At 51.6% G+C, this 17,792-nt stretch carries 12 protein-coding genes and 3 pseudogenes; 10 read left to right on the forward strand and 5 right to left on the reverse strand.

The window, feature by feature from the left end:
• The first annotated feature begins 421 nt into the window (after nucleotides 1-421).
• The 3 genes and pseudogenes from EB241_RS21205 (at nucleotide 422) to EB241_RS20990 (ending at nucleotide 2,099) form a co-directional block, all read left to right on the forward strand.
• On the forward strand, nucleotides 422-760 hold the full coding sequence (locus tag EB241_RS21205; protein ID WP_199737403.1) for a hypothetical protein: 339 nt from the start codon (nucleotides 422-424) through the stop codon (nucleotides 758-760).
• A gap of 363 nt (nucleotides 761-1,123) precedes the next feature.
• Nucleotides 1,124-1,736: pseudogene (locus EB241_RS19725) on the forward strand (transposase); the annotation flags it as partial.
• 153 nt (nucleotides 1,737-1,889) lie between these two features.
• Nucleotides 1,890-2,099, forward strand: a complete 210-nt coding sequence (locus tag EB241_RS20990) for a hypothetical protein (RefSeq protein ID WP_158612431.1) — start codon at nucleotides 1,890-1,892, stop codon at nucleotides 2,097-2,099.
• Nucleotides 2,100-2,133: 34 nt separating this feature from the next.
• Here EB241_RS20990 and EB241_RS19735 read toward each other — a convergent pair.
• Together EB241_RS19735 and EB241_RS19740 are read right to left on the reverse strand one after the other, a co-directional pair.
• Nucleotides 2,134-3,125 (reverse strand): annotated as a pseudogene (locus tag EB241_RS19735) (hypothetical protein).
• Between the two features lie 151 nt (nucleotides 3,126-3,276).
• Nucleotides 3,277-3,540 (reverse strand): hypothetical protein, encoded by a 264-nt coding sequence (locus tag EB241_RS19740; protein WP_124234784.1) that lies wholly within the window; start codon nucleotides 3,538-3,540, stop codon nucleotides 3,277-3,279.
• Nucleotides 3,541-3,864: 324 nt separating this feature from the next.
• On the opposite strand from EB241_RS19740, the gene EB241_RS19745 reads away from it, so the two are divergent.
• On the forward strand, nucleotides 3,865-4,824 hold the full coding sequence (locus EB241_RS19745) for a glycosyltransferase domain-containing protein (protein WP_124234785.1): 960 nt from the start codon (nucleotides 3,865-3,867) through the stop codon (nucleotides 4,822-4,824).
• A 52-nt stretch (nucleotides 4,825-4,876) separates the two neighbouring features.
• On the opposite strand, the gene EB241_RS19750 is transcribed toward EB241_RS19745, so the two are convergent.
• Nucleotides 4,877-6,025, reverse strand: coding sequence for an acyltransferase family protein (locus EB241_RS19750; protein WP_124234786.1), 1,149 nt, complete (start codon nucleotides 6,023-6,025; stop codon nucleotides 4,877-4,879).
• 268 nt (nucleotides 6,026-6,293) lie between these two features.
• Here EB241_RS19750 and dacD point away from each other — a divergent pair, with 268 nt between their 5' ends.
• From dacD to EB241_RS19785, 6 genes are all read left to right on the forward strand, one after another.
• Nucleotides 6,294-7,463, forward strand: coding sequence for a serine-type D-Ala-D-Ala carboxypeptidase DacD (dacD, locus tag EB241_RS19755; RefSeq protein WP_124234787.1), 1,170 nt, complete (start codon nucleotides 6,294-6,296; stop codon nucleotides 7,461-7,463).
• A gap of 604 nt (nucleotides 7,464-8,067) precedes the next feature.
• Nucleotides 8,068-9,126: an FUSC family protein gene (locus EB241_RS19760; RefSeq protein WP_124234788.1), complete on the forward strand. Its 1,059-nt coding sequence runs from the start codon at nucleotides 8,068-8,070 to the stop codon at nucleotides 9,124-9,126.
• 149 nt (nucleotides 9,127-9,275) lie between these two features.
• On the forward strand, nucleotides 9,276-9,596 hold the full coding sequence (locus EB241_RS19765) for a DUF496 family protein (RefSeq protein ID WP_034935372.1): 321 nt from the start codon (nucleotides 9,276-9,278) through the stop codon (nucleotides 9,594-9,596).
• Nucleotides 9,597-10,368: 772 nt separating this feature from the next.
• Nucleotides 10,369-11,793 carry an EmmdR/YeeO family multidrug/toxin efflux MATE transporter gene (locus EB241_RS19770; protein WP_124234789.1) on the forward strand — a complete coding sequence of 475 codons (1,425 nt, stop codon included), beginning with the start codon at nucleotides 10,369-10,371 and terminating at the stop codon, nucleotides 11,791-11,793.
• 89 nt (nucleotides 11,794-11,882) lie between these two features.
• A complete protein-coding gene (locus EB241_RS19775) occupies nucleotides 11,883-13,064 on the forward strand; it encodes an isochorismate synthase (RefSeq protein WP_124234790.1) in 1,182 nt (393 codons plus the stop codon).
• A gap of 323 nt (nucleotides 13,065-13,387) precedes the next feature.
• The gene (locus EB241_RS19785; protein WP_124234792.1) at nucleotides 13,388-14,830 is read left to right on the forward strand and encodes a glycoside hydrolase family 1 protein; all 1,443 of its coding nucleotides are present in this window, start codon (nucleotides 13,388-13,390) and stop codon (nucleotides 14,828-14,830) included.
• Between the two features lie 42 nt (nucleotides 14,831-14,872).
• On the opposite strand, the gene EB241_RS21685 is transcribed toward EB241_RS19785, so the two are convergent.
• Together EB241_RS21685 and EB241_RS21690 are read right to left on the reverse strand one after the other, a co-directional pair.
• The gene (locus tag EB241_RS21685) at nucleotides 14,873-16,207 is read right to left on the reverse strand and encodes a salicylate synthase (RefSeq protein ID WP_233592660.1); all 1,335 of its coding nucleotides are present in this window, start codon (nucleotides 16,205-16,207) and stop codon (nucleotides 14,873-14,875) included.
• Between the two features lie 18 nt (nucleotides 16,208-16,225).
• Nucleotides 16,226-17,791: pseudogene (locus EB241_RS21690) on the reverse strand ((2,3-dihydroxybenzoyl)adenylate synthase); the annotation flags it as partial.
• Nucleotide 17,792 lies beyond the last annotated feature (1 nt).

The following is a 17,792-nucleotide window of genomic DNA, read 5'->3' on the forward strand; positions in this document are numbered from 1 at the left end:
AATACTCGCTTTGCCAGATCAATTCCGATAATTTGTTCCACGGGGTACCTCTTTATTTTGCTGTTGGTTTGCACTTACAGCATGGCTCAATGAAGCCGGTAAAGGGAGGTGTCCATTTCATTAATTCAGGATGTGAGCGATCTGAAGGTAAAACCCACATTGCAAGAGAACAGTCCTGAGTTTATGCATTTAAAATGTGAATAAAGTCTGAATAATTTAAATGGATTTATCAGGTTTGCGACACAGATAATGAGTTATTGCCTTTTTTTAATGGTAACTTGCTGTTTAATGGTTGTATTATTTAGTTGGTGACATAAAATGACAATATTTGACGATATCCTTACAGAAGGGTAAGCTTGAAATTGCCTTGTTGAAAAGTGAAAGGAAATATTAATTCAGGTTGAATTTACAAGGGGTTATTATGCGTGAAATTAGCCATCTTTATTTTTCCGTTATCTCTGGTGCCAATGCTAACAGTAATTACGAAGGCATAGGGGGGAATAATGGCAGAACGAAAAGTTCAAATAAAACCGGGCGTTCTGGCGGCGGATATTACGCGTCACTCGGTGAAGATGTCAACGCCTGTAATGATGGAATAATTGGGGGCATGGTGGCAGGTTCACCAGGCGGGTTCTGGGGACTTGCAGCTGGTCTTGTTGGCGGTGCTATAGCTGGTGGATGCTTCAGGGATCATGGAGACGGCAATGGCGGCGGTTCTGGCTCAGACACAAATTGTTCAGATAATTCTTGTTCCTGGTAAAGGAATTCAAAGTGAAAAGTAATCTGATACGATGCATATCTGTTTTTTTAGGAATACTCATTGCATCATCATTATTAAGTGGTGCGAAGGTCATTTTTCTTAACTGGTATGCCTTCCCCGAAGCACTATCTAAGTTTTTCGTGATGTTACTTTGCTTTTTCGGTGTAATAAAAATAGTGGAGTTGATTTTTCTCGTCTTTCTTAAAAAGGACCTGTAGTGTAAATTATAATTCAGGGCCGCTATGTGCGGCCTGTTTTGTTTCTGCAAATAGCGGCGCTAATAATTAGCGGGGAGACGGTAATTTAAATTGTGTCTCTGCCTGTTTTTGATATGTTCACTCCAACAACGGAGACAGGCAAATTATGGATGAGAAGAAACTTAAAGCACTGGCTGCTGAACTGGCTAAAGGTCTTAACACCGAAGCCGATCTCAACCAGTTTTCCCGTATGCTGACGAAATTAACCGTCGAAACGGCACTCAACGTTGAGTTGACTGACCACCCCGGACACGAAAAAATGCAGCCAAAACAGGCCCGTATACCCGTAATGGCTACTCGTTGAAAACAGTACTTTGCGATGATGGCGAGATTGAGCTGAATACGCCCCGCGACCGCGAAAACACGTTCGAGCCGCAGCCGATAAAGTAAAATCAGACCCGGATCGCGCAGATGGACAGCCAGATTTTATTCCTGTACGCCAAAGGCATGACCACGGGTGAAATCGTCGCCACATTCAAAATGTACGATGCCGATGTGTCGCCAGCGCTGATATCTGAAGTCACCGATGCGGTTAAAGAGCAGGTCACTGACTGGCAAAATCGGTCGCTGGATGCGTGGTATCCCATTGTGACCGTATCGTGGTAAAAGTTCGTCACAGCGGTAGCGTGATTAATAAAGCCGTATTCCACGCACCGGGTATTAATACCGCAGGCCAGAAAGAGTGGCAGGGTATCTGGCTGGCGGAAAACGAAGGGGCAGATTAAGCTTCATCTGATGATATATAAAATCAACACAGCCACGCAGGTTACAAAATAACATATCCCAGCAAACATCCACAGCCTTGACAGATATAACATCCAGCGACTCACAGTGATTTCATTTTCACTAAAAAATAAGTAAGCAGGATCTTCATGGCTGAGGAAATATATACGTTTATTTTTACCCAACTTAATGAAAAATCTGCACACTTGGTATGCGCCAAAAAAACCAACCATATGATAAAAAGAATAGGGGGCAGGGAACTTATATTTCTTCAGGAAAAGCGAAATCAGATCGTCATATTTCTTCCTGTTGAAAGCATAAATAAAGAAAGATATGAAAATAAGAAAGCTACCCAATAGCCCAGAGAATAAGCCCGCCCTGAATATGTAAAATTCAGTCACCAGTTGATCCCAGTAAAAAATCCACCGCCTTTTCCCCCACCTTACTGCCCAGATAACCACCGGCAAAGGCACCCACAGCCGCACAAGCAACACCTCCGGTCATTATACCTGTAACCGCGCAACCCGCTAATCCTGCGGAGCCTCCCCATGCACCACCATACATTCCGGCACCAGTACCAAGGGCAAATTTTGAATACTTACGTACAGCTATTTTCCCACACTCTCCTTCACGCCCAATCGTACAGGTATTGACCACACCATTCGTCACACCTGCAAACGAAAAGCCTATACCAATATACCCACCGGCCTTGAGGAAACGCGCTGCTCTTGCCGCATTGCCAACATAATATGAATACCCGGGAATACCACTCATTCCCACCGTAGACCATTCATGCACAACAGATTTGCTGGAGAGGTTTAACGCTTTTTTCATATTTTCATACTGGCGGAATTTCACGCTATAGCGGGCAAGGGATTTCAGCAGCGGTTTGTTAACCAGGGATTTCAGCTGATTGAGCAGCTGATTGCGTTCAACATAAAACTGTTGGCTGATTAGCGTCCCCTGCGTGCGAAACTGGTTTTGATAGCTGGCTTGAGGGTCTGCTCAATGCTGTTGAAGTATTTTTCACCGGCATCCCCGGCGGTGCTGAAGACTTTATCCCCGATAGCGGTCAGCGCGGCAATGGTTGCGTAATGTCTTTGCATAAACCCGGCGTCATCAGCGTCCACGCCGGTAAGGGCCGCACTGGTGGCATTTTTGGCCTGCCTCAGCGTGGTAAGCATGTGCGCGGTCAGTGGGGCGGGGGTATCGGGGTCGGCCACAATCAGAATCTGTCCCGGTTTCAGATAGGGCGTATCCGCATTGAGTTGCATAAACAGGCTGGTGGCAGGGGAGCGGGTGTTTCTGAACAGTTCCCGCGCCTGATTCTCCAGCGATCCCTGCCTCTCAACGATACAATATCCGGGTGCAATGTTACGTGCCATGAGTCCTTTCTCCGTCCGGGGTAAATGTCAGTGCCACAGGTTTAATAAAAACTGCGATAAATATAAATAAATCTGGTGCGTTAGGCAAAAAGAGTTGTAACCATGCAAGGCAGTGGTTACTGCGACACACCGCTTAATCATCGAAACCTCGTCATCTGGCGCGAATACCGTTGCGTCCCCCTGAAATCTCTGAGCTGCACCCGGAATACGGGTCATGATTGTCGTCGCCAGCGTTAAAGCGAGCTGTGGCAGATGAAACTTTTGCCAGAACAACCTCGACCCTGCCAACGGCCTGCTTCACCGCGTGAGAACGTTTTAGCCAATAACCGTGTTTTAACAGTAACTGTTTACCCTGTGCATGATTAAACAATGGTACAAAAATAGCGGCGGGGAGATGATTTAATGCTGGTCGCATCCATATCTCTTTAAAAAGATATTACAGAGTGGAAATATAAAATATGATTCTGATTATCAGAGAAAACGCCATTTTTAATCTGATGGAAAATCAGTTTTTTATTTCTGCTGGTTTTTTTGTTGTAACAGCATGATAAGGATAGTTTTAGTGCCGTTTTTATCTTAAAAGTTTTTCTTGTTGTATTTAAATAAATTTAAGATGTTGACCATTGCTATTTGGTTAGTTTAAGTTGAAGATAAATGTCATTTTAAATGAATAATTTTACTTATTTTTATAATTTTTTATTAAAAGTCTTTTTTTATAAAAATACAGGGGATATCGGGTATGTTTAATCAGCAGAACAGTATGTGTTTATACACTGCTGTCACAGGCAACTATGAAGAGTTAAACGAACTGACACCAGACATTGCCGGTGCTGGCATTGATAAAATTTGCTTCACTGATGATCCAACACTGACCAGCGAAACATGGGATGTCCGTGTTGTTAAACCCGCATTTGCCATGGACTCTGTACGCAGCCAGCGTATGCTGAAGATATTACCCCACCGAATACTGGCAGAATATAGATCCTCGCTTTATATCGATAACTCCATCAGCCTGAAACAGAACCCTGTAGATATTATCAATTTTTTCTGTGGCATTAGCGATATATCTGTACCACTTCACTCTTACCGCGACCATCTGTATGAGGAGTTTATTGAGGTTGCCAAAAGTGGCCTGGACGATCCTGCACGTATTTTTGAACAAATGAATCATTATCAACTGACCCACAGCGAAATGCTGCAAGCTAAACCTTACTGGGCTGGCATCATGATCCGTAATCATATGAATAGCAATGTTATTAATATGATGGAAACCTGGTACCAACATATTTTACGATACAGCAGGCGGGATCAGCTCTCACTGAAATATGCAGAAAAAGAGTCGGGGATTAAAATTAACCCAGTTATTATTGATAATTTCACATCAGAATATCATCAGTGGCCGGTGATTAATAAAAGGGATGATAAAAAGAGAGCGTGGTCATCAGGATTGTCGGGAGGAATGGACATTTTTGAAAAAATGCAACAGGCAAAAGAACTCGAAAAATCACTCGACATTACAATCCATGAGCTTGCTGGCGAATATGCCGAGATAAAAGAAAAATATGCGCTAAAGAAAGTACCCGCAGGTTTTATCCGGGAACGTTACTATGTGTTAAACCCGGATGTGGCCGCTGCCGGGATGGATGCGGCCCAGCACTATCTTAATTTTGGCTGGCGGGAAGATCGAAAATGGAAATAGTATTGAGCCGTAACAGGCTCAATACTTAAAATAAGGTTAAGATTTTAATGCGCTAACGCACCAGGTCTCTGCGTGATGCTGATGCAGCCAGCACCTTCTTACCCAGTAAAATCCCCGGTTTCTCCACGAACTTAAACAGCAGTGCCGCCAGCAGATAGGTGGGGGGGATAGCGATAGCACATACGGTGGCAAAGCGAATCAGATCGCTACTGTCATGCAGGCCTGTGTGCTTCAACAGCAGCGCAATGGTTGGGATCACAATCAGCAGATGTAACAGATAGACGGAGAAAGAGACGTCGCCCAGCCAGGTGCTGAGGCGGTTATTCAGCAGCCAGCGCGGTACCGCGACCAGCCGCGCTGCCAGGCCTCCTCCCTCGTGCTGCCAGAGAATGGCTGCCATACCAATAATCATTATCGCTTCCATGGCAATTTGCAGAGGAATGGCCTTTGGACCGATGATTATGCTGGCGACCGGGCCGAGCAGGGCCAGGACGACATAAAGCAGGGATTTGCGGCGTACCGCTTCGGCCAACAGCATTCCTGAGATAAACATATTCAGTTTAATCAGGATCATTGATGGCATTTCAAAGGCCAGATAATAATCAGACAGCAGGTAACGTCCCGCGCAACACAAAACGATAACCGCAATCAGCGCGGTGGCGTAGCCAAAGCGCATAACGGCCAGCATGATAAACGGGAACAGCAGATAAAACTGCATCTCCAGTCCAATACTCCAGTCAGGCAGAACGGTATTGAAACTCCACCGGGGCAACATGCCAAACAGGAAACTGAAATGGGTCAGGATATTCGCCAGAGACTGGTCGCTGTAGCGGGAGCTTTCCGTTGAGGTTCCGGCATAGAAGTGCGCAATGATATCGCGCATTTCACCATACCAGGGGCCGCAAATCAGCGCCACAATCAGCAGCAGATAGTAAAGCGGCGCAATACGAAAAAAGCGGCGCGTCCAGAATTTCCTGATGGTAGCGGAACTTTGCCACGGCTCTTTATGTTGACGTTCTGCATAATTTTTTGCCATCAGATAACCGGAGAGCAAAATAAAGAGATCGACACCGATACCCGGTGAGGAAATCAGCATGATATGACAGTGGGTCAGCAGGCTGATATGGCCCACCAATACCCAGAGTGACGCAATACCACGCAGTCCTTCCAGTTCTGTGGACCAGCCCCTCACAGACGACATATTTCAACCCCTTTGGTTAGTTTTTCCTGCTGGAATAGTAAAATAGTTGTAACAATTGGCAAGGCGTTGTGTTCCTAAAGTAAAATTTATCGGATTTTCCCTGGGGTAAAATAAAAAATGGTTGCAATACAGGCTGGACTGAACACGCATGGAAAGGCGTTAATAGACTGAAAATTAATATTTTCTTGCAATTTACGTCTTTCGTTTCTTTTGGAATCCCGTACAACAGGCTGTTTTGTTTTTACAGCAGATTAATGAGGGTTTTCCGTTGAAGAAGTGTCAGTTTGTCACCTTTGGTCTGGTTATGGCCGTTGCCTCAATGACGAGGGCAGACCAAAATTCGTTAGCCTTCCCCCTCACGCCTCCCGCGATTGATGCCGCCTCCTGGGTATTAATGGACGCCACCACCGGGCAGGTACTGACCCAGGGTAATGCTGATGAGCGCCGTAACCCGGCCAGCCTGACCAAACTGATGACGGGATATGTCGTGGATCGCGCCATTGACAGCAAGCGCATTAGCCGTGATGACATGGTGACAGTCGGAAAGGATGCCTGGGCTACCGGCAACCCTGATTTTGAAGGTTCATCGCTGATGTTTCTGAAACCCGGCGAGAAAATTTCGGTACGTGATTTAAGCCGGGGCGTGATCATTGATTCCGGTAATGATGCCTGTGTGGCACTGGCGGATTATGTTGCCGGCAGTCAGTCTGCTTTCGTGCAGCAGATGAATCAGTATGTGCAAAAGCTGGGACTGGCCAACACCCATTTCGAAACGGTACACGGGTTGGATGCGCCTGGTCAGTACACCACGGCGGGAGATCTCGCCAAACTGTCGCGGGCCATTATTTACGGTGAACCGGATTTTTATCAGATGTACAGCGAGAAATCCCTGACCTGGAACGGCATCACTCAGCAAAATCGTAATGGCCTGCTGTGGGATAAAACCCTGCACGTTGACGGGCTGAAGACCGGCCATACGCAAACGGCTGGTTTTAACATTATTGCATCCAGTGTTGATGGGCAGCGTCGTTTGATTGCTGTCATTATGGGTGGAAAAAGTGCCAAAGGGCGTGAAGAACAGGCGCGCCGGCTACTGGTCTGGGGACAAAATAATTTCGACACAGTCCAGCTGTTCCACGCCGGGAAAGAAATTGGTCATGAAAACGTCTGGTATGGTAACCCTCATCAGGTCGCGGTGGGTAGTGAAAAAGATGTCTTCTTCGCGCTTCCCCGTGAGGACGTGAAAAAACTTAAAGCGAAATATGTCATTGATCGCAAGGATTTACAGGCTCCGCTTGCACTGCATGAGCAGGTAGGCACCATTCAACTGGTCGATGGCGATAAGCAGCTGGCTTCCTGGCCGCTGGTGACACTGAATCCGGTGGCCAACGCGGGTATTCTGACCCGGATTGAGGATTACTTCAGGCAGAAGCTGTGAGAACAGGGCGGCCTTGCAGGTCGCCTTACTTTATGGATAAAGGTCGCATTTACCATGCCAGCAAGCAAGCTGTTCGGCATTTACTTATCCGGTGCCGAACTACTTTACGCTGGCCGGCACCGTTTGCAGGCAAATGATGCCACCCGGCACCGCGTAAAATCCTGCCAGCGAGGTAGTCAGTCGGGTTTACATGCGCGCGGCCAGTGGATGGGAAACGGCGGCAGGCCGACTTATGCAAGCTGCTTAACTGCACTGACGACGCACCATCAGGCGGCTTCAGCCATTAGCTCTGCGATATCACCTGACGCTGACGTAGTAAGCCGGCATCAGAGTCACGCTTTTGGTCATCAGCTTAACCCCGGCCATTGCCGGAACCACCCTCGCACAGTCAGTCGGCTTTCCCCCTTCAGAAGCGCTTAAAATGGTTAGATAAAGTAACGCCTTACGAACCACTGATTATGGTTCTCTGCAAATCAGTCGGGTGCCGCCCGGCAATAAATGGTGTCCCGATGTGTGTGATGCGTGGGGATCAGCCAGCACAGATCAATCTTCCGGCATTTTTATAAGGTATGATCGCCAGGTTTAACGTTCTCAGGAGAGATCTTTGCGTCCCGACAAGCCGCTATCGGCCCTTGAATTTACCCTGTACCGCAACTATCGCATTGTGCACGGCATTCGCATTGCACTGGCTTTTGTGTTGACCTTTTTACTGGTGCGACTGCTGGCGATCCCGGAAGGTACCTGGCCGCTGATCACCCTGGTGGTCGTCATGGGGCCCGTTTCGTCATGGGGAAATGTACTACCACGGGCGGTGCAGCGCATCGGTGGCACGCTGTCTGGTTCGGTCTCCGGGCTGATTGCCCTGAAGCTGGAACTGTTTTCACTGCCGGTGATGCTGGTCTGGTGCACGTTGGTGATGTTTTTGTGCGGCTTTTGGACGCTGGGCAAACACCCCTATGTGGCGCTGCTCACGGGTATCACGCTGGCGGTGATTTGTGGTGCGCCCGCGGGCGATATGACCACGGCACTGTGGCGGGGTGGGGATGTGGTGTTTGGTTCAGTTCTGGCGTTGTTGTTTACCAGCATCTTTCCGCAGAAAGCCTATATTCACTGGCGGATAAAACTGTCTGACTCACTGCTGGAAACGGCAAAAATTTACCATGCCGCGTTTTCGCCTAATCTGGTGGAGAAGCCCCGCCTGACGCGGCCATTACAACGACTGATGACCGGCGTGGTGAAGATGCGCGCGCTGATCGAACCCTCCAGCAAGGAAACGCGCACACCCCGCTCGGTGTTCGAAGGTATCCAGACCCTGAACCGTAATATCGCCTGTACCCTGGAATTGCTGATTAACGCCTGCTGGGCCTCGCGCGAGAGCCATCTGATTATGCTGCATGCGCCGGCGCTGCGGCGCGCCCAGCATATGACGGAGAGTACGTTGCGCGCGCTCTCCAGAGCCGTGATTGAAGGGCGCCCGGAGAACATCGCTGCCAACAGTGCGGTGCTGGCAGATATCAGTCGCGAGCTTCGCACGCTGATCGGCGAGTCCACCAGCAATGAACTGGTAGAGACGCCAATCCACGGCTATGTCTGGCTGAATCTTGAAATGGCCGGACAGCTGGAAAGATTGTCAGATTTAATACGGTTGGTACTGCGTAAATAAATGATTTGCATAACCTACTGCACGCGATGTCGCTTCGCGGTAAGATAACCACAGTCCGACTCAAGATTGCCACCGGCAGCGGTCATCCGTTAAGCCGGTGGTGATGATAATAACGCCTGTGTCAACAGGCCTGAATGAAAGGTGTTTCCATGGAAAATGCAAAGCAATCATTTCAGGACGTACTGGAGTTCGTCCGCATGTTTCGTCGTAAAAACAAGTTGCAACGCGAAATCCACGACAACGAAAAGAAAATTCGTGATAACCAGAAACGCGTTCTGTTACTGGATAACCTGAGCGAATACATCAAGCCGGGTATGAGCATCGAAGCAATCCAGGAAATTATCAGCAGTATGCGCAGTGACTATGAAGATCGTGTTGATGACTACATCATCAAAAATGCCGACCTGTCGAAAGAGCGGCGCGACCTGTCGAAAAAACTTAAGGCAATGGGTGAGCCAAAAGCGCACTGACCGTCTGACCGATCCTGCACGGACAATGGAAAAACGTTAAGGGCAATATTTTGTCTCTGCGCTGCGGTTAATGGCATTTTAACCGGAGACAGGCGCTTGAACATCGTGCATTGTTAGCGTTTGTTTTCTCAGTACCCCGTTGATGGGGTGCTGAAAGCAGCAGGTGGAGAGATGATCTGCTTTTTTACTGTTGCACTCAGCTCACCAGCCCCATCGTTGCCAAACCTGAATACTGTCTCTTATTGCTTTCATCAGTACGGATATTCCATCATTATCATGGCATGGGAAAGTATGATTCACCGGCAGGACATACGGTGGCATCGTCTGCTAATCTTCCCCTCATGCCGTTATCCGTCTCCTGCTCTCTGACAGAGCCAGTTTGCTTCCCGTACCCGTCCTGAAAGGCCGGTGTGGTGGCTGAATAACCGCTTATCCCCGTCCTGATGCCTCTGTGTCAGTCGGACCATGCAGGTTTGCGCCACCTGTACCTGATGTCTGATGTCTGATGTCTGATGTGGCAACGTCTCCCTTCGCCCGTGGTAGTGGCGACGGACAACCCTCACCGTGCATGGTTTTTTCAGCGAACTGTCCCGCGTGGTATATTCCCGTACGATGTGTGTTGATAACTGCATGCCGGGTGATGGTTTTTCCTGAAGCCTTAAATGGTACAGGGTGAAAAGAAACCGCGAAAAAGGCTTTGCATATTACGCAGGCTTTACCCATCATTTGCCAGAGCCTTCTTAACGCTTCCTCTTCTCTGGCAGGCATAACCTTGCAAAACTTCATCGCGACTCTGCTTCAGGCAATCAGGCATTCGGCGTGGTATCAGAAACGACATTCCTCGCGGGTTTTATTCTGGCGTGAGATTACCCCGCTGGCGGTGCCGATCTTTTTTGAAAACCTCTGTGTCCTGCTGATGGGCGTACTCAGTACCTTTCTGGTGAGCTGGTTGGGTAAAGAGGCGATGGCCGGTGTGGGGCTGGCGGACAGCTTCAATATGGTGGTGATCTCCTTCTTTGCAGCAATAGATCTGGGGACGACGGTGGTGGTGGCTTTCAGCCTGGGGAAACTGAACCGCGAACGGGCACAGGCGGCGGCGCGACAGTCACTGGTACTGATGACACTGTTTGCCATCCTGCTGGCGGCGGGGATCGAGTTTTATGGCGAGCAGATTATCGATCTGATTGCGGAAAATGCCGACCCCAGAGTGAAAGCGCTGGCGCTGATTTACCTTAATATCACCGCCTGGAGCTATCCGGCGGCGGCTATTGCGCTGATAGGCTGCGGTGCGCTGCGCGGTGCGGGCAACACCAGGATCCCGATGTTGATCAATGGTGGCATGAATATCCTTAATATCATTTTCAGCACCGTGATGATCTATGGTTGCTTTGGCTGGAAGGGAATGGGCTTTGCCGGCGCGGGGCTGGGGCTGACGCTTTCACGCTATGTTGGTGCAGTGGCGGTGATTTATGTGCTGGCGATCGGTTTTAATCCTCAACTGAAAATTACCCTGCGGAGTTACTTCTCCCGGCTGGACAGCAGCATTCTGCGGGAAGTGCTGGGTATTGGTGTGCCTGCCAGCATTGAGTCGGTACTGTTTAACGGTGGCAAATTACTGACACAGGTCTTTGTGGCGGGCATGGGCACCGATGTGATTGCCGGCAATTTTATCGCGTTTTCAATCGCATCAATCATCAACCTGCCGGGTAACGCGCTGGGTTCCGCGGCCACCATCATCGTTGGCACCCGGTTGGGAAAAGGTCAGCTTGGTCAGCCTGAACGTCAGCTGAAGAATATTTTTTGGTTATCCACCGTTGGCCTCTGTCTGTTGGCCTGGCTGTCCGTGCCTCTGGCCGGGCTGCTCGCCTCTTTTTACACCAAAGAAGAAGATGTTATCCATGTGGTAAAGGTACTGATTTGGCTTAACGCCGCCTTTATGCCGATCTGGGCAGCATCGTGGGTACTTCCTGCCGGGCTGAAAGGGGCGCGGGATGCACGATTCACCATGTGGGTTTCGATGCTGGGTATGTGGGGGTGCCGGATCGTGGCAGGGTACACGCTGGGTGTGGTGCTGGGCTTTGGCGTGGTGGGGGTCTGGCTCGGCATGTTTCTTGACTGGATGGTGCGGGGCGTCTTCTTCTACCGAAGGATGACCAGCGGACGCTGGTTGTGGAAATACACCAAACCGGCACCCTGATACTGTGTTGGTGAATTATGTCGCAGAGATAACGGACAATCTCAATATGACCATCCTTAATCAGGGCCTGACCGTTACTGAGGGCCATCATGACGATATGCAATAAGGTCGGCGCCGGATGTTTACCGGTTTCTCCTGGGGCGGAGAGCTTCCTGTTCACTTCATGCTGGAAGAGTCTGGTAACCGAGGGGCGGCTTATCTCAGTGGAAACGCCAGCCAGCCAGGGGGATAAACTGGAGGGGGCGTTCCAGCAGGCGGTACGCAGTGCGTTTGCTGCCGCAAGGGCAACGGGCATGGTACGGCCACTGCTGGTGGGGGCGATCCCTTTTGATACGCGCCAACCATCCGCGCTGTTCATTCCCCGGCACAGTTATTTTTTTAACCGACGGCAGTGGCAGCCAGCAGGCATACCAAATGGCGGGCAGTGGCCGCCGGAAGCAACTGAACAAAGGGCGCTACCGGAAAAAGCGGCTTTTATGGCGATGGTGGCAAAAGCGGCGCAGGCCACCGCAAGGCCGGGGCTGGATAAAGTGGTGCTGTCGCGGCTGATTGAGATAACTACCGCCCAGCCATTACACCCCGCCGCCGTTGTTCACCGGCTGGTGGCGCTGAATCCGGGCTGCTACCATTTTTATCTGCCGCTGGCAGACGGCAGCAGTTTACTGGGCGCCAGCCCTGAACTTCTGTTACGTAAATCTGGCCATCATTTTTCCTCGTTGCCGCTGGCCGGTTCAGCGCCGCGCGACCTTACCAGCCTTCAACAGGATCATGATATTGGGGCACGGCTGATGCGTTCGCAGAAAGATCGCTTCGAGCACCAGCTGGTGACGCAGGCAATGCGGCAGCTGCTCCAGCCTCGCAGTTTATCGCTCGATATATCGCAACAGCCAACGCTGATTACCACCCCGACACTATGGCACCTTGCCACGCAGATTGAGGGCGAAGTGCGATCTGAGCAGGAAAATGCCCTGTCGCTGGCCTGCCTGCTGCACCCCACGCCAGCCCTGAGCGGCCACCCTCACGTGGCGGCCCGACAATGGATTACACAGCTTGAGCCGTTTGACCGCCAGTTGTTTGGTGGCATAGTCGGCTGGTGCGATGAAGCAGGTAACGGCGAGTGGGTGGTAACCATTCGCTGTGCCACGCTTGCGGGTAACCGCATTCGGCTGTTCGCTGGGGCGGGGATTGTTCCGGCTTCGGAACCGGAAGCAGAATGGAATGAAACCGGAACAAAACTCAGCACCATGCTGAAGGTTTTTGGTCTGCGATAAAAGAGGGGGCAATGTTATTCTCACCCAACCAAAGACTGCATATTCTGGCGGTTTGCCAGATGCCAGATGCCAGATGCCAGATGCCAGATGCCAGATGCCAGATGCCAGATGCCAGATGCCAGATGCCAGATGCCAGATGCCAGATGCCAGATGCCAGATGTGGGGAATATGGCCTGACGCCCGGCGGCACAAGGGATGAAAACTACCTCTGTTGCGTAGGGTGTTGCAATACGGCCAGGAGAACTTGATCCCTGACGGAGAATCTGCGGCTGATTTGGCTTAACATCAACCCCGTTCAATCAATGAAAAGGAGTTTAACCCGCATGACGGTAAAAAAACGCTTTCCTGAGGGGTTTATGTGGGGCGGAGCCACCGCCGCGAATCAGGTCGAGGGTGCTTATGATGACGACGGCAAAGGGCTGTCAATTGTTGATACCATCCCCGGCGGCAAAGCGCGTCTCGCCATTGTCTCTTCCCCTGATTTTGACTTCGCGCTGGAGCCTGAGCGCTACACTTATCCCAACCATAAAGGCATCGATCACTATCATCGTTTCCGCGAGGATATTGCACTGTTCGCGGAGATGGGATTCAAATGCTATCGCTTTTCCATCGCCTGGACCCGTATTTTCCCAAACGGCGTTGAAGAGCAGCCAAACGAGGCCGGTCTGCATCACTACGATCGGGTGATCGACACATGCCTGTCTCATGGTATTGAGCCGGTGATCACTCTTTCCCACTATGAAATGCCGCTGCATCTGGCAAAAGCGTTTGGCGGCTGGAAAAATCGTGAGGTGATCGATCATTTTGCTCGTTTCGCCAGCACGGTGCTGCAACGCTATGGGCAGAAAGTGAAATACTGGATGACCTTTAATGAGATCAACAGCGCGGCACATTTCCCGATGATGAGCCAGAGTCTGACGGTGAAAACGGGCGCGCTGGAAGCGCAGGCGAAGTATCAGGCGTGGCACAACCAGTTTGTAGCCAGTAGCCTGGCGGTGAAAATGGCCCATGAAATTAATCCGCAGACCCGGATTGGCTGCATGATCCTTTTTGCCACTACTTATGCCTGGGACTGTAATCCGGTTAACCAGCTGGCGGCGCTGAAGGAGAATCAGGCCTTCAACTATTACTGTACCGATGTGCAGGCAGGCGGGAAATACCCTTATTACGCACAAAACCTGTGGCAATCGCTGGGCGTGACGTTGGATATCCGGCCCGGTGATTTACAGCTGATCGCCGATAATACGGTGGATTACATCGGCTTTAGCTACTATATGTCCACCACGTTGAACAAAACCGACGATCTAAAAGCCGAAACGCAGGGGAATCTGCTGGGCGGGGCGCGCAATCCGTTCCTTGAGGCCAGCGACTGGGGCTGGGAAATCGACCCGACCGGTCTGCGTATTGCGCTGAACCAGCTCTATGATCGTTATCAGAAGCCACTGTTTATCGTGGAGAATGGCCTGGGCGCGGTGGACAAGCCGGACGCCGGTTTCAATATTGTTGATGATTACCGCATCAGCTACCTGCGTGAGCATATTCTGGCGATGGCCGATGCGATTGACGATGGTGTCGAACTGATGGGCTACACGCCGTGGGGGTGTATCGATCTGGTAAGTATGTCCACCGGCGAAATGAGCAAGCGCTACGGCTTTATCTATGTCGATCTGGATGACGCTATTTCCGGCAGCGGTAATCGCTACAAAAAGAAATCTTTCCACTGGTACCGGCAGGTAATTGCCTCTCACGGCGAGGATTTGAGCTGACTGAGCGGGGCGGCTGCCGTGGAATGCACGGCAGCCTGAATATTACATCCTTTCTTCACTGTTCAGGGCAAACAGCCAGGGCGCCACCGAACTCAGTTTTTCACTGGTTTCCTCCCATTCCCGTTCTGGCATTGACTGTGCTACCAGGCCGGCACCGGCACGCAGCCAGCAGCGCTCACCATCACAATAGGTGGCACGCAGCACCAGTGCGGCATCCAGCTGTCCATCGCTGTCGGTAATCAGTACACAACCGCTATACAAACCACGTCGTTCACGCTCGTGGCGACGGATACTTTCCAGCGCTGCCGCCTTTGGAATACCGGATGCGGTCACGGCGGGAAACAGTTTCTCAAAAGCGGTCCAGGGGCTGGCATCATCAGCCAGAATGCCACTCACCTCTGAGGCGAGATGCTGCACGCTGCCGCGCTCCAGCACCGACATAAACGCATTTACCGTCACGCTCCCCGGGCGACAGACCTGCTCCATTTCTTCTGTCGCCAGTTTCACCGAAACGGCGTGTTCGGCAATTTCCTTGCTGTCGCTGAGCAGCTGCTGTCGCAGTTGCGCATTGGTCGCGGCATCGCCGGTCAGGGCACGGGTACCCGCCAATGGCTGTGTGGTAACCTGTCGGTTGGCGTCCACCGCAACAACAATTTCCGGGCTGAAGCCATAGGCCTGAAAGTTACCCTGTTGTAACAGAAAAGATCGCGCTGGGGTGTTACGTTGTCTGCCTGCATAATAGCTCCCCACCATATCCACCGGCGTTGTCACCTCCACCGTCCGCGAGAGGATCACTTTCTGATAACGTCCTTCCTGCATATCCTGAACAGCAGAGGCAACCTGCTGCTCATAAGACTGTCGTCCTGTGGCACGGACATCCACGCTGACCGGCGTGATGCCGTGCGGCAGGGGAAGCCGCCCGACATCGCTCAGCTGTTGTCTTATCCATGCCATATCGTCGTCGTTCAGTGCGCGTAACTCGGCCACAGAGGGACGGAGACGAATTTCGTAACGAGGGAGGGTTAGCGTCATTAACCTGCCTGGGTGAGGGTGATGTGCCACACCACAGGCAAGATAGGACAGCTCGAAATCGGCATGTCCATAGGCTCGCCAGCCGATAAAGGGTACTGTTGCCAGTGCCTTGTCGAGCGCGGCGGCGGGAGAGGCGGCCTGCCAGCACTCACCGTCACTGCGTCTTACGCTGCCATCGGCCTCAACGGTGATCTCCATCACCGACCCTACGCCGAGCGCCCACTCGCCATGCCGTTCATAAAGTGCCACACTGCTGTTTTGCTGTCGCAGATACCCGAACAGCTTTACGGCAAGATCAAGAGGCGTATCGCTGATAGCCACGCTCTCCTGTTGGTAATGCCTCATGTCGCTCGTTGTTGCGATACGCTTTATGGCAAGGGTGACCAGCTGACGTTTGTCTATTTTCCTGGCGGCGGTCAACGGCCATTCTGCGATGGCCTCAATCTGATCCGGTATCTTATAGTCGCTTATCCCCCGTTCGCGTAGTTCTGTCTTGATATACGCCGGGTTGATTGCCCGTCCGGTGGTTTTGATAAAGACACAAATCCTCTCTCCCATCAGGGGATCCGGCACGCCTACGGCGACGGCAGCGTGAACGCCATGCAGGGCGCTGATTGCCTCTTCCACCTCGGCGGCAGAGATTTTTTCCCCGGCGCGGTTGATTTGCTCCTTGATGCGCCCCTCAACGATCAGATTGCCCAGCGCATCGCGGCGTACCAGATCGCCAGAACAGTAATAGCCATCCATCGTGAAAGAGGACGCGTTGTGTGCTGGCGCACGGAAATAACCCCGGATCGTGTAAGGGCCACGCGTCAGCAGCTGGCCGGTTTCACCCTCTGCCACGTCATTATCCTGCTCATCGACAATGCGGATTTCATCTTCCGGCGACAGCGGTCGCCCCTGAGTTTGGATAATGGTGTCCAGCGAGTCGTCAAGGCGGGTGTAGCAAAGTAACCCTTCTGCCATGCCAAACACCTGCTGTAACTGACAGCCCATCACTTCCACCAGCTGGCGGGCCAGTCCGGCCTCCAGTCTGGCACCTCCAACCTGAATCACCTGCAGGCTGGCAAGAGAGCTGTCTTCCCACTCACGCCCCTCCACCCAGAGTTTTGCCAGCGGCGGCACCAGTGCCACATGGGTGACGTGCTGTTTTTCTATCAGCGGCATGGTTTCGTCACAGCTGGCTGAGGTGGTAGTGACCACCTTGCCACCACACTGCCAGGTGCCGAGTACACCCGGGGATGCCAGGGTGAAATTATGTGCCGCAGGGAGAACGGCCAGAAATACCATACGGCTGTTAAATCCACACAGCCTGGCTGACGCCGTAAAGTTGTAGAAGTAGTCGTCATGTGTCCGTGGGATCAGCTTTGGCGTTCCGGTGGTTCCGCCGGAGAGCAGCAACAGTGCGGTATCACCCGGCTCTGGTTCTGGCTGTGGACAGGTCGCACCCCACATTTCAGTCAGACTGGCGATGCTCGCGCTGCCCGGGCCATCGCTGACCAGTAGCCGCAAAGTAGGGTGTTTTTGCTGCATCCGGTTGGCGAGAGCCAGATATTCCGGTCCGTCCGGGATAAAAAAGGCTACCGGTGTCGCAAGCTCAATCAGAGCATTAATATCCTGTTCGCGCTGGTTGGGCATTGCCATCACCGGGATGGCGCCCAGCCGCAGCAAGGCAAAGAAGACCGTGTAAAAACCCAGGGTGTTAGGCATCTGCACCATGGCATGATCGCCTGCCCGCAGGCCTCTGGCATACAGCCCGGCAGCAATCTCTTCGACGCGCTGATACAGCTGCCGGTAAGATAGGGTCTGTTCCTGCTCGTTCACCAGCGCAATCCGGGAACCATACAGCTGTGCCCAGTGTTGCAGGCAGTGACTGAGGAGAACCGGTTGAACGGTCTGTTCTGGCAATAAAACTGCGTTGTCGGTCATG

The organism is Erwinia psidii (assembly GCF_003846135.1).
GTDB lineage: Bacteria > Pseudomonadota > Gammaproteobacteria > Enterobacterales > Enterobacteriaceae > Erwinia > Erwinia psidii.

Bases quoted from the DNA above. Each gene is read 5' to 3' on its own strand.
- EB241_RS21205 (WP_199737403.1), top strand. From the start codon at position 422: ATGCGTGAAATTAGCCATCTTTATTTTTCCGTTATCTCTGGTGCCAAT.
- EB241_RS20990 (WP_158612431.1), top strand. From the start codon at position 1,890: ATGGCTGAGGAAATATATACGTTTATTTTTACCCAACTTAATGAAAAA.
- EB241_RS19740 (WP_124234784.1), bottom strand. From the start codon at position 3,540: ATGCGACCAGCATTAAATCATCTCCCCGCCGCTATTTTTGTACCATTG.
- EB241_RS19745 (WP_124234785.1), top strand. From the start codon at position 3,865: ATGTTTAATCAGCAGAACAGTATGTGTTTATACACTGCTGTCACAGGC.
- EB241_RS19750 (WP_124234786.1), bottom strand. From the start codon at position 6,025: ATGTCGTCTGTGAGGGGCTGGTCCACAGAACTGGAAGGACTGCGTGGT.
- EB241_RS19765 (WP_034935372.1), top strand. From the start codon at position 9,276: ATGGAAAATGCAAAGCAATCATTTCAGGACGTACTGGAGTTCGTCCGC.
- EB241_RS19775 (WP_124234790.1), top strand. From the start codon at position 11,883: ATGACGATATGCAATAAGGTCGGCGCCGGATGTTTACCGGTTTCTCCT.
- EB241_RS19785 (WP_124234792.1), top strand. From the start codon at position 13,388: ATGACGGTAAAAAAACGCTTTCCTGAGGGGTTTATGTGGGGCGGAGCC.
- EB241_RS21685 (WP_233592660.1), bottom strand. From the start codon at position 16,207: ATGAGGCATTACCAACAGGAGAGCGTGGCTATCAGCGATACGCCTCTT.